13 protein-coding genes and 1 other annotated feature are annotated in these 12,272 nt (G+C 43.9%); all 13 genes read right to left on the bottom strand.

The annotated features are described in order from the left end of the window. Window positions 1–30 precede the first annotated feature (30 nt). The 13 genes from IR135_RS02905 to mreD all read right to left on the bottom strand — a co-directional run bounded on the left by IR135_RS02905 (window position 31) and on the right by mreD (window position 12,267). A complete protein-coding gene (locus IR135_RS02905) occupies window positions 31–549 on the bottom strand; it encodes an adenine phosphoribosyltransferase (RefSeq protein ID WP_135096569.1) in 519 nt (172 codons plus the stop codon). A 13-nt stretch (window positions 550–562) separates the two neighbouring features. Further along, window positions 563–2,803 carry a single-stranded-DNA-specific exonuclease RecJ gene (gene recJ / locus IR135_RS02900; RefSeq protein ID WP_135096567.1) on the bottom strand — a complete coding sequence of 747 codons (2,241 nt, stop codon included), beginning with the start codon at window positions 2,801–2,803 and terminating at the stop codon, window positions 563–565. Window positions 2,804–2,861: 58 nt separating this feature from the next. Next, window positions 2,862–5,141 carry a protein translocase subunit SecDF gene (gene secDF / locus IR135_RS02895; protein WP_135096565.1) on the bottom strand — a complete coding sequence of 760 codons (2,280 nt, stop codon included), beginning with the start codon at window positions 5,139–5,141 and terminating at the stop codon, window positions 2,862–2,864. 98 nt (window positions 5,142–5,239) lie between these two features. Then, on the bottom strand, window positions 5,240–5,497 hold the full coding sequence (gene yajC / locus IR135_RS02890) for a preprotein translocase subunit YajC (RefSeq protein WP_135096563.1): 258 nt from the start codon (window positions 5,495–5,497) through the stop codon (window positions 5,240–5,242). Between the two features lie 18 nt (window positions 5,498–5,515). Continuing rightward, window positions 5,516–6,661 (bottom strand): tRNA guanosine(34) transglycosylase Tgt, encoded by a 1,146-nt coding sequence (gene tgt / locus IR135_RS02885; RefSeq protein WP_135096561.1) that lies wholly within the window; start codon window positions 6,659–6,661, stop codon window positions 5,516–5,518. 13 nt (window positions 6,662–6,674) lie between these two features. Further along, window positions 6,675–7,697 (bottom strand): tRNA preQ1(34) S-adenosylmethionine ribosyltransferase-isomerase QueA, encoded by a 1,023-nt coding sequence (gene queA / locus IR135_RS02880; protein WP_135096559.1) that lies wholly within the window; start codon window positions 7,695–7,697, stop codon window positions 6,675–6,677. 20 nt (window positions 7,698–7,717) lie between these two features. Continuing rightward, window positions 7,718–8,716: a Holliday junction branch migration DNA helicase RuvB gene (ruvB, locus tag IR135_RS02875; RefSeq protein ID WP_135096557.1), complete on the bottom strand. Its 999-nt coding sequence runs from the start codon at window positions 8,714–8,716 to the stop codon at window positions 7,718–7,720. 13 nt (window positions 8,717–8,729) lie between these two features. Next, window positions 8,730–9,323 (bottom strand): Holliday junction branch migration protein RuvA, encoded by a 594-nt coding sequence (ruvA, locus tag IR135_RS02870; RefSeq protein WP_135096555.1) that lies wholly within the window; start codon window positions 9,321–9,323, stop codon window positions 8,730–8,732. Window positions 9,324–9,333: 10 nt separating this feature from the next. Beyond that, window positions 9,334–10,614 carry a GTPase ObgE gene (obgE, locus tag IR135_RS02865; RefSeq protein WP_135096553.1) on the bottom strand — a complete coding sequence of 427 codons (1,281 nt, stop codon included), beginning with the start codon at window positions 10,612–10,614 and terminating at the stop codon, window positions 9,334–9,336. 86 nt (window positions 10,615–10,700) lie between these two features. After that, complete coding sequence (rpmA, locus tag IR135_RS02860) at window positions 10,701–10,985, bottom strand: 50S ribosomal protein L27 (protein ID WP_115884471.1); 285 nt, start codon at window positions 10,983–10,985, stop codon at window positions 10,701–10,703. A 10-nt stretch (window positions 10,986–10,995) separates the two neighbouring features. Further along, window positions 10,996–11,316 carry a ribosomal-processing cysteine protease Prp gene (locus IR135_RS02855; RefSeq protein WP_135096551.1) on the bottom strand — a complete coding sequence of 107 codons (321 nt, stop codon included), beginning with the start codon at window positions 11,314–11,316 and terminating at the stop codon, window positions 10,996–10,998. Further along, window positions 11,316–11,624 carry a 50S ribosomal protein L21 gene (gene rplU, locus IR135_RS02850; RefSeq protein ID WP_135096549.1) on the bottom strand — a complete coding sequence of 103 codons (309 nt, stop codon included), beginning with the start codon at window positions 11,622–11,624 and terminating at the stop codon, window positions 11,316–11,318. The genes IR135_RS02855 and rplU overlap by 1 nt, the downstream gene beginning before the upstream one ends. An 11-nt stretch (window positions 11,625–11,635) precedes the next feature. Further along, window positions 11,636–11,707, bottom strand: a sequence feature (ribosomal protein L21 leader region). A 41-nt stretch (window positions 11,708–11,748) separates the two neighbouring features. Further along, on the bottom strand, window positions 11,749–12,267 hold the full coding sequence (gene mreD / locus IR135_RS02845; RefSeq protein ID WP_115884474.1) for a rod shape-determining protein MreD: 519 nt from the start codon (window positions 12,265–12,267) through the stop codon (window positions 11,749–11,751). Window positions 12,268–12,272: the final 5 nt, after the last annotated feature.

Genomic DNA, 12,272 nt, shown 5'->3' with positions numbered 1-12,272 from the left:
TAGAAAAAAGCCTGTATTTACAGGCTTTTCTTAACTTTCATAAGTGATTAATGAAATTGTATCATAACCATCGAGCAATTCCATTCCATTTAAATATTTAAGCTCGATCAGGAAAGCAATTCCGGCTACAATGCCGCCCATCTCTTCAATCAGTTTAATCGTCGCCATAATCGTACCGCCGGTAGCGAGCAGGTCATCCGTAATGAGGACACGCTGTCCCGGCTTGATAGCATCCTTATGCATCGTCAGCACATTTGTACCATATTCGAGATCGTATTCGTACTCCAGTACCTCGCGCGGCAATTTACCTTTTTTACGGACCGGGGCAAAACCGATACCCATACTGTAAGCAACTGGGCAGCCGATAATAAATCCGCGTGCTTCAGGTCCGACAACAATATCAACATCCTTCGCTGCAGCGTACTCTACAATCTGATCCGTTGCATATTTATATGCGGGGCCGTTATCCATTATCGTAGTGATGTCTTTAAAACTGACACCTTCTTTCGGCCAGTTTTCAACTTCTGATACATACTGTTTTAAATCCATAATTTCCTCCAATTTACGCTGTAATTAATGTACGTAAATAATCTTTCATACTTTGGCCGGAAGACATTTTCAGTTTTGCCTCGGCTTCAATTTTAGTAGTTAAGCGTTTTAAATATTGACTGTTTTCTATATTGATCCCGCTCTGTACTTCATCCTTATATACTATACCATTTTCGAGGCGGATTCGTGACAAATCTGCTAAAATATCGGTAATAATTTTTAAATTTCTCATCGAAGTGCCTATTCTTTTTGCAAGATGTGGCGCATGGACAGTTAAATCTATTGCCCCGTTCTTCGCATTCATAATAATTTCATCTGTCTGTTCAATCAGCTGTTTCGACGGCAGCCCTTCAAAAAACAGTTCATTTTTATCGTTGAAGATTACAATGATTTTAGAAGCCTGCAGCCCTTTCAGTGTTGTCTTCAGCTCCTCAAGATCATAAGGAATATCCCGCAGCACTACAGTATCCACTGCAATCGGCAGCGGGTCCCCGTACGTAAAGTAATTTTCTTTGCCGTCATTACCTTCGCTCGTGACGAACAGATCATCGCTTTTAATAAGTGAAAAATTCTGCTCGTTTTTAGCACGCATATCAATAATCTGCAAATCGTCAATGCGCGCATCCATCAGGACCATCTGCAGTGTGCGCTTATGATTAAAGTCGTTAATATTCAGCCTGCCTATTAAACTGATTTTGTCGCCGCTCTGCACTTCGCTGTGAAGAAAACCGAATTTAAAGCCGATAATATCGATATCCAGCTCCTGCAGCGTAATTTTAATATGCGATAAGTCTTTGCCGACCTGACGGATACTCTTAACTGTCTGATTCGCAATCATAAATACCGGTGTATTAAAATCTTTGCCAAAAGGTTTTAATCTTCTGATGCGTTCAAAATCTTTCAGAGTTAAATTGTCACCCGTCACCTTATAATCAATATACTGAACAGGTTTTAAGTTAAGATTCAGCTCATTAAAATATCCGGTTATTGTTTTTTTAAATTCATCAAGAGAGTCTTCGTAGACCGATAAGCCGAGCGCCTGGGAATGACCGCCAAGCGTATTGAAATAATCGGGATATTTTTTCAGAACACCGAGGAGATCAATACCTTCAATTGAACGTGCCGAACCTTTATACACATCAAAATCACTGCTCATAACAATCGCAGGCTTGCCGAACCTGTCGACGAGTCTCGATGCCACAATGCCGAGTACACCCTGATGCCAGTCTTCGCCCGCGACAATATTAATTTCATTACTTTCATCGACCTGTTCAGCCGCTTCTTTATAAATCGTTTCAACCAGTGCTTTTCTCTCGGTATTCAGTTCTTCAATGCCGGAGGCAATTTCATATGCACGGTTCTCATCATCCGCCAGTAACAGTTCCACACCAATTGACGCTTCGTCCATTCTCCCTGTCGCATTTAACCTCGGTGCAATAGTAAAACCGATTGTCTCTTCGTCAATTGTTCCTGTATGATTGCTCATTTTTAATAATGTTGATAAACCGAGCGGCATCTTCTGATTCAGTTCAGCGAGTCCTCTTGTTACGAGAAATTTATTCTCATCCGTCATCGAGACGATATCTGCGACTGTGCCTATAGCGACAAGTCCGAGATACTCATCTTTAGCGAGACCAAGAGCCTGGATAACCTTGTAAGCAGCACCGACACCCGCAAGTTCCTGGAAAGGATATTTACTTTCCGGATAACCGGCATGAACGATCACTGCATCCGGAATTTCATCTGCAAAAGCGTGGTGATCTATAATCACTGTATCGATATTATTTTCACGGAGCAGTGCGATTTCCTTTGCTGCTGCGACACCGTTGTCAACCGTAATCACAAGATCTGCATTCCCGACGACTTCGAATTCAAAGAAATCGTAGTTCGGACCGTAGCCGTGTTCCATTCTGTTCGGGATAAAATAAAAAACATTTTCATTTTCAGCTCTCAGCGCGTCGTATAAAATCGCGGTGCTGGTTATCCCGTCCGCATCATAGTCGCCGTAAATTAAAATTCGGGACTCCGCGTCCAGATGTTTTTTTATCATTGCTGTCGCTTCATTAATATTCGGCATATACTGCCAGTTATACTCAGAAGGTGCGAGAATTTCATCCACCTGCTCCTGTGTATTATAACCCCGGTTTTCAAGCAAGGTTACTTCCAGATGATTCAATTTATATTCTTTTTTAATATCCTCGCTTAACTGTTCAGTGCGTTCCCGCACCTGCCATGTATATTTTGATGTAAACATAATTATCACCTTTTTAAAAAACGTCCAGGCGCACCCGGACGTTTTGAATTTACTATTATTATACTACCACTTTATCATCATTTTTAGCTTTCTCAGTATAGACAACAATTTCTCCGCCTGATTTTCTAAGCTGTCTGCGTTTTAAGACACCCCACAGCTGTATTGCAATGAAGAACGATGAGTATACACCGCTCACCAGACCGATTAACAGCGCAAGCGAGAAGTTAAAGATTGATGATGCACCGAACAGCACGAGGAAGACAACGACGATTAATACAGTCAGAATCGTATTGATTGAACGCGTTGCTGTCTGTCTCAAGGAGCGGTTAATAATCGTATTGATTTCTTCTTCGCTTCTGATGACCTTAATCTTGCGGTTGTTTTCACGTATTCTGTCCATGGTAACAATTGTATCGTTAATAGAGTAGCCGACAACCGTCAGTACTGCTGCAATAATTGTAATATCAACTTCGATCCGCAGAATTGAAAATACTGCAATAATAATAAAGACATCGTGCAGGAGGGCAAGTACTGCCGGCACTGCCATACGCCACTCAAAACGCAGGGACGCATAGATAATTATACCGAGCGATGCAATAATCAGCGCAATAACTGCATTCTGCACCAGCTCCTGTCCGATAACAGGACTGACTGTACTGATCATCGGCTCATGTCCATACATATCATTAAATTCATTCTGCATTGCGGTGACTTCTTCCTGAGTCAAGTCGACACCGTAGCGTGCGACGATTGTATCTTCTCCGGACATCGTCAGGTTCTCAGGCGGTATGCCGAGTGAAGTCAATTCGTCTTCAACTTGTTCAACCGTAGCATTTCCATCCGTCGTAATATCAGCCCGCGTACCGCTTGTAAAGTCGATGCCGAGATTCAGCCTGAAAATAAACAGAATGACAATTCCCAGAGCCACAATAATTCCGCTTAAAGCAAAGAATTTATTTGCATGTTTAACGAAATCAAAGCGGTCCCACGGAGAAGTCAGATCTTCAATATCTTTTCCTTCTGAAATATTGTGAACATGTTTTCTGCTGACACCAAACCAGCCTGTTTTACCATTTGCGTAATTCGACTGGACAATCAGTGACATGATGACACGTGTCAGGAATACCGCAGTAACGAAACTCATTAAAATGGATAAGAGAAGCATCGTTGCGAAGCCTTTAACACTGCTCGTACCGAATATAAACAGCACGATTGCTGCAATGAGCGTCGTCAGGTTAGCATCAACAATAGTCCATAAGGATGACGCTGCTGCTCTCTTGTAAGCCTGTTTTAAGCTGCGGCCGATTCGGAGCTCGTCTTTCAGCCGTTCATACAGGATAATGTTTGCATCGACAGCCATGCCGACACCTAAAATTAAAGCTGCAATCCCGGGCAGTGTCAGCATACCGCTGATTGCGTTAAAACCGACGAGCGTCAGGTAAATATACACAGTCAGTGTAATAACCGCCACAAGCCCCGGCAGTCTGTAAAACACGAGCATGAACAGGAAGACGAGACCGACACCAATCAGACCGGCTGTGACTGTTTCATCAAGTGCCTGTTCACCGAACTGCGCACCGACTGAAGTCGAATACACTTCATCGAGTTTAACCGGCAGTGATCCGGAATTAAGGAGGGAGGAAATATTCTGTGCACGTTCGACACCTTCCTGCCCTTCAAAACCGCCTGAGATCATTACATCCGTAGAGTTAATCGGCTGTGACACCGTCGGAGCTGAAATAAATTTAGGATCTTCCTTCTGCACTTCCTCTAGAAATGAATCTTCACCTTCTGTGAAATCCATCCAGATGACCATCAGGTTTTCACCCGGAGGACGCTGTGAAATTTCTTCAGTCACTTCTTTAAACTTATTGCTGTCACGCAGTTCTAAAGACACCATTGCATTGTTCATCTCATCATAATCCTGAGACGCACCGCCCTGGACTAAGTCTTTGCCGGACAGCAGTACATTATCGTCGACGTCGCGAATTGTCAGTTCAGCCTGGGTGCTTAAAAGCTCCCTTGCTTCCTGCTGGTCATCGACACCGGCAAGCTGCACTCTGATTCTGTTATTGTCTTCAATTTGTATATTCGGTTCCGACACACCGAGAACGTTAACTCTTGAATCGAGAGTTGAAGCTGTACTCCGGACTGCGCTGTCATCAATCGTATCCCCTTCTTCAAGAGGTTCGACCTGATAAAGAACTTCAAAACCGCCCTGGAGATCCAGGCCGAGATTGACGTTATTTAATACATCTTTAAGCGTTAAGGCGATTGTTGTAAACAGTACAACAACAATCATCAGTGCAATAATTAATTTACTGGATTTCTTTTTCACGTTGACACCTCTAGTTTTTACAATGAGTTAATTATAACGTTAAAAATTACAAAGATAAATAAAAAAAGCCGACAAATGCCGACTTAGGTTTCTTGTATTTATTTTACAACTTCTTTTAATGCAACACGGTCAAACTTAAGAACAGCTGACTCGTCAGTACGTAAGTACATATGTTTCTGGTCAAATGATTCTACAGTGCCGTGCAAACCGCCGATTGTAATAACTTCATCGCCTTTTTTCAGTCCAGCCTGCATTTCCTGAACCGCTTTTTGCCTTTTTTGAGCCGGGCGGATCATTAAGAAATACATAACTAAAACTAAAACGATTATCGGTGCGAAAGTTACGAGTAATTCCATTGCGCAATTTCCTCCTGCTTAGAAATTTTTCGGATTTTCAGTATTCAATCCATAAGATTCGAAAAATGCTTCTTTAAAATCCAATAAATTATCATTTAAAATTGCAGTTCGAACATCTTCCATCAAGTTTAACAGAAAATAAAGATTATGATAAGTAGTAAGTCTCAATCCGAGTATCTCATTTGCTTTAAATAAATGTCTGAGGTAGGCACGTGTGTAGTTCTTACAAGTGTAGCAGTCGCAATTCGGATCCAGCGGTGTAAAATCGCGTTCGAATTTTTTATTTTTAACGACAACACGTCCTTCGGAAGTCATCGTTGTTCCGTTTCGTGCAATACGCGTCGGCAGTACACAGTCAAACATGTCGACCCCGCGGATAACACCTTCGATCAGAGCATCCGGCGAACCGATGCCCATTAAGTATCTCGGTTTATCTTCCGGCAGCAGGTGCACGGTTTCTTCGAGCACTCTGTACATTACAGGTTTCGGTTCTCCGACAGATAAGCCGCCGATGGAATAGCCCGGGAAGTCCATTGCTACTAAATCCTTCGCACTCTGTTCGCGGAGGTCTTTATACTCCCCGCCCTGGACGATGCCAAAGAGCGCCTGGTGTTTATCGTGTCCTTTTTTAATATGGTGATTGAGACCGCGGTCAGCCCAGCGTGTCGTGCGTTCAACTGACTGCTTAACGTAATCGTGGGTCGAAGGAATCGCTGCACATTCGTCAAAGCTCATCATAATATCTGAGCCGAGGTCATGCTGAATATCCATCGCGCCTTCCGGACCTAAAAATAATTTAGAGCCGTCGAGATGGCTCCGGAAATGGACGCCTTCTTCGGTAATTTTACGGCGATGGCTCAGGCTGAATACCTGAAAACCGCCCGAGTCTGTCAGAATCGGCTTGTCCCAGTTCATGAACTTATGGAGGCCGCCGGCTTCTTTAACAATGTCATTTCCCGGCCGCAGCCATAAGTGATATGTGTTCGATAAAATAATCTGTGAACCGATATCAGCAAGCTCTTCCGGAGACATCGTCTTGACTGTTGCGAGCGTGCCGACCGGCATGAAAATCGGCGTATCGATAACACCATGCGGTGTATGGAGCTTGCCGAGTCGCGCACCCGTCTGTTTGCACGTTTTAATATGTTCATAGCGAATTGCCAAAGTAGTCACCTCTTTAATATAAAATCATCGCATCGCCGAACGAGAAGAAACGGTATTCCGAGTCGACTGCATGGGCGTATGCATTTAAAATATGTTCTCTCGAACTGAACGCGCTGACCAGCATGACCAGCGAAGATTTAGGCAGATGGAAGTTCGTTATCAAGACGTCCACCGCCTTGTAAATAAAGCCCGGGTAAATAAAAATATCTGTAAATCCGGAGGCTTCTTTAAATTCGCCATGTTCATGCATAATAGTTTCGAGCGTACGGGTACTCGTCGTACCGACACTGATAATTTTACCGCCAGCATCTTTAGCCCGGTTCAGTTTTTCTGCCGCATCAGCTGTCATCATATAGAATTCGCTGTGCATTTTATGGTCTTCAATCGTTTCTGCTGCGACTGGACGGAAAGTTCCGAGGCCGACATGCAGCGTAATATAAACAATTTCAACACCTTTATCCTGAATCTCTTTCAGCAGTGTCTCGGTAAAGTGCAACCCTGCTGTCGGTGCTGCAGCTGAACCGGATTCCCGTGCAAAGACAGTCTGGTAGCGGTCTTTATCATCGAGTTTTTCTTTAATATACGGCGGCAGCGGCATTTCACCGAGTTCATCCAGAACCTGTTCCAGAATGCCGTCGTAAATCAGCTTCATATGATGAATACCTTCTTCGAATTTCGCTGTGCATTCCGCAACGAGCTTGCCTTCTCCGAAAGTAATCCTTGTACCTATACTGATTTTTTTCGCCGGACGGATGAGTACTTCGTATCCGCCGTCAAGCGGTTTTAAGAGCAGCATTTCAATTTTTGCGCCTGTTTCTTCTTTGATGCCAAACAGTCTTGCAGGCAGTACTTTCGTATCATTTAATACGAGTACATCCCCCGGAGTAAAATAATCCGCGACATCGTAAAAATGTTTGTCGGTCAAGTCGCCTGTCGTCTTATTAACAGCAAGCAGCCTTGAATTCGTACGCTCTTTTAACGGTGTCTGCGCAATTAAGTTTTCAGGCAGATGAAAATCAAATTCTTCTAACTTCATGTGTTTCCTCCTAAACCAGCTTAAGTCAAATCAATATTTTTAAAATATTCAAATGATTTCGCTGTGGCTTTACGCCCTCTTGGTGTCCGTTCCAAAAATCCGCGCTGGATTAAATACGGTTCATATACATCATTCAGTGTCACGACTTCTTCGCCGATGGATACCGCAACGGTTTCGAGGCCGACGGGACCGCCTCCGTATGTACCGATAATCGTCCGCATAATTTTATGGTCAACCGGCTCAAGGCCTTCCGGATCGACTTCCAGCACTTTAAGTGCATAATTCGTAGTATCTAGTGTAATTGCTTCTTCACCTTTAACCATTGAAAAGTCTCTGACGCGCCGGAGCAGTCTGTTTGCTATTCTCGGCGTGCCGCGTGATCTTCTCGCGAGCTCTTCCAAACTGTTTTCCGGAATCGCCACTTCAAAAATATCCGCTGTCCGCTCGATAATCAGCTTCAGACTGTCAAGGTCGTAATACTGCAGTCTGAGCTGTACCCCGAAACGGTCTCTGAGCGGTGCTGAAAGACTTCCGAAACGGGTCGTTGCGCCGACTAAAGTAAACGGCGGCAAATCAATTCTGATACTTCTCGCTTCATCGCCCTGACCGATGACCACATCGATAAAGAAATCTTCCATGGCGGAATATAAAATTTCTTCAACGAAACGCGGCAGTCTGTGAATTTCATCGATAAAGAGCACATCACCCGGTTCTAAACTGGATAAAATCGCAGCGAGGTCACCGGCTCGTTCAACCGCCGGCCCGGATGTCGTCTTAATATTAACGTTCATTTCAGCAGCGATAATATTGGCAAGCGTCGTTTTACCGAGCCCCGGCGGGCCATGCAGAATTACATGATCCAGCGCTTCTTCGCGCATTCTTGCCGCCTCGATAAACACGCTTAAATTATTTTTAAGCGCATCCTGTCCGATGTACTGCTGCAATTTTGCCGGCCGGAGCGATAATTCGAGCGACGCTTCATCATCGTGCTCATGCTCATCCAAAATACGTTCATCCATTACTTCACCCCGTTTAATTTAGTAATAGTTTAAGTCCAAGCTTCACTGCTTCATCAACAGAACTGATATTTTCTTTTGCAAGTTTCTTCTCGATGCGTGTCAGCTCACGTTTCGAGTAGCCGAGCACTTCAAGCGCAAGCAGCGCCTCATCGACGTAAACAGAATCCGCAGCAGCAGCCGCTGTTTCAGCAGGATCCGCTGTTTCATCCGGCTTCAGCTTGCCTTTTAAGTCGAGAATAATCTGGCTGGCACTCTTTTTCCCAATGCCCGGGAATTTCTGCATAAAAGCATTATCTTCCCGTTCTATTGCATTGATTATTTCATTCGGCGTTGCTGCAGCAAGTATAGCCAAGGCACTTTTAGGACCAATTCCGGTCACTTTCAGGAGAGATTTAAACATTGATTTTTCACTCTCACTGGTAAAGCCGTACAGCGTATGTGCATCGTCCCTTACAATGAGCTCCGTAAAAATCGTTACATCCGTATTGATATAGCCTTCAAGCCGGAACGGATTCGGTACGAGCAGCAAATACCCGATACCGCCTGTCTCTACAGTCGCTCCGGCTGGTTTGACTTCCGTCAGCTTACCTTTTATATACTGATACATTTATAATCACCTATTCTACAAATTCAAACTCTCCGCCTAAAATACGCACAATATTTCCAGCCTGTATACCCCGGTCGCGAAGTGCATCATCGATGCCCATCGTGCGCATTTGTCTCGCGAATCTGCGTACTGCGGCTTCGCGGTTAAAGTCTGTCATCATGAACAGACGTTCAATTGCTGCACCCGATACAACATAGGCACCGTCATCATCACGTGTAATTTCAAATTTATCAGGATCTTTTTCATGACGGTATACAACGCGGCTTTCCGTCTCAATCTCTTCTTTAACAACCGGCTGTTCTTCAAGCAGATCTGCCACTTTATATAGAAGCGCATCGATATTTTCACCCGTTGCTGCTGAAATTTGTACAATTTCACTCTCGGAGTCAATGCCGTCTATAAAGTTATTAATTATTTCTTCATCGTGATCGATTAACTCCACTTTATTTAAAGCGATAACTTCCGGACGCTCGAGGAGTTCTTCGTTAAACATCGCCATTTCTCTGCGGATAGTCTTATAATCTTCAACCGCATCTCTGCCGTCAGTTTCAGAAATATCCACTACGTGCACGAGCACTTTTGTTCTTTCGATATGACGGAGAAACTGGTGCCCGAGCCCTGTACCGCCTGATGCGCCTTCAATAAGTCCCGGCATATCAGCCATGACGAAGGTTCTTCCGTCTTTTGTTTGTGCTACGCCGAGGTTCGGCTGCAGCGTAGTGAAGTGATAATCTCCGACTTTCGGTTTCGCCTTTGATACAGTGCCGAGCAGGGTTGATTTACCGACACTTGGAAAACCGACAATACCGACATCCGCCATCATTTTAAGTTCCATTGTGACTTCGAGCTCATGACCGGGCTCTCCGTTTTCCGCAAAGTCAGGTGCGGGGTTGCGGCTTGTAGCAAAGCGGGAGTTGCCGCGTCCGCCGCGTCCGCCTTTAGCGATTACCGCCTGCTGGCCGTGTTCAATCAGATCGGCAAGCGTTTCGCCATTCTCCGAGTTTTTCACTATGGTGCCCGGCGGCACTTTTAATACTAATGGCGCACTGTTTTTACCGTGCATATTAGAATTCATTCCATTTTCTCCGTGGGATGCTTTAAAGTGACGCTGGAATCTGAAGTCCATTAAAGTTCTTAATCCTTCATCTACTTCCATAATAATATCTGCACCGTTACCGCCGTCTCCGCCGGATGGCCCGCCCATCGGAATATATTTCTCTCTGCGGTATGCTACCAGACCGTTACCGCCGTTACCTGCTTTCAAGTAGACGGATACGTAATCTATAAACATAACACTCACCTCCATGTAAGATTCTTTATTTTTAATTATAACATTCATAAAAAAAGACATCAGCAGAAGCTGATGCCACAAAATTATTATTTTGCTTCCTGATATACAGAAACACGTTTTTTGTCGCGTCCGACACGTTCGAATTTAACAACACCGTCGATTTTCGCGAATAGAGTGTCATCTCCGCCGCGTCCTACGTTTTCACCCGGGTGAATTTTAGTACCGCGCTGACGGAATAAAATAGATCCGCCTGTTACGAATTGTCCATCTTGTCTTTTGGCACCAAGGCGTTTTGATTCAGAGTCACGACCGTTTCTAGTCGACCCAACCCCTTTTTTCGATGCGAAGAACTGTAAGTTTAATTTTAACATTCAATACACCTCACTCATGTTCAATTTTTATAAATTCGCTATATTCTGATTCAATAGTTTTTAATGACACAATCATTGTTTCCAAAATCAATTGAACTCTGTCATCAGATGTATCTTCAAGCTTAACACTTAAATATCCACCTTCGTCGGCCATATCTATGGCCGGCTCGTAATCAGTCAGCGCAAATACTGCGTTCACACTGCCGAATACAACTGCCGAAGCACCTGCACATACGAGATCTTTTCCGTGAACATCAAAGTCCGCGTGTCCGTCCATCGTAAATCCGGTAATATGTTTCTCACTGTTACGGGCAACGATAACATTAATCATTACGCGTTGATTTTGCCGATTGTTAATTTAGTATAAGGCTGACGATGACCTTGTTTACGGCTGTAGTTTTTTCTGCGTTTGAACTTGATAACGTTAATCTTTTTACCGCGTCCATGCTTTTCAACTGTAGCTGTAACAGTAGCACCTTCAACTGTAGGAACTCCAACTTTAGCGTTGTCGCCTCCAACAAAAAGTACTTTGTCAAACGTGAATTCAGCGCCTTCTTCAACTTCTAATTTTTCAACGAAGATTGATTGACCTTCTTCAACTTTTACCTGTTTACCACCTGTTTCGATGATTGCAAACATACTTACACCTCCTATTATTTAAGACACGCCACTATAGGTGGGCTCTGCCGCTTAAACCTATACATGTGCGGTTGACGTTTACGTTTCATCAACTACTGTATTATATAAAATATAAATGGCTGTGTCAATTGATTCTCCGCAATTCTTTTCTGACCTTCGCCGTCTGAATGGCAAGGACATAAAGGATAACGAAAAACAGCGCACTGACCAGTACGCTCGGAATTGCCCGGAGCGCGATATAGTCGAAAAACGGCATCGCTATGAAATCGAGCACCCGGTAAATCGCGTACTGGTATAAATCGAAAAGAAAGGTGTTCAGCAGCACGACAAAGGCCATGGCTACAAAATCCCTGTAGAACACTCTGAAAGCTGCCTGCATAAAGACTACGAAGGCGATAAAACCAAAGATGTGAACACCGTACAGCGAACCGATGTACACATCGAGCATAATACCGAACACAGCAGCAAAAAACATACTGATTCCCGGCCCCGCGTATATCGTTAAAAGCAGAATATACATAAACAGAAGCTTCGGCACAAAGTAAACTTCAACTCCAAAAACCATCATCGGACTGAAGCCGGTAAAAGCCATATCAGTATACATGAGTAATATTCCTATAATAAAAATTACTATCGTCTGCATATTTG

It is taken from the genome of Jeotgalicoccus nanhaiensis, assembly GCF_015235105.1.
GTDB classification, from domain to species: domain Bacteria; phylum Bacillota; class Bacilli; order Staphylococcales; family Salinicoccaceae; genus Jeotgalicoccus; species Jeotgalicoccus nanhaiensis.
The sequence above is the reverse complement of the archived record's forward strand: the minus strand, read 5'-3'. Positions and strand labels throughout refer to the sequence as shown.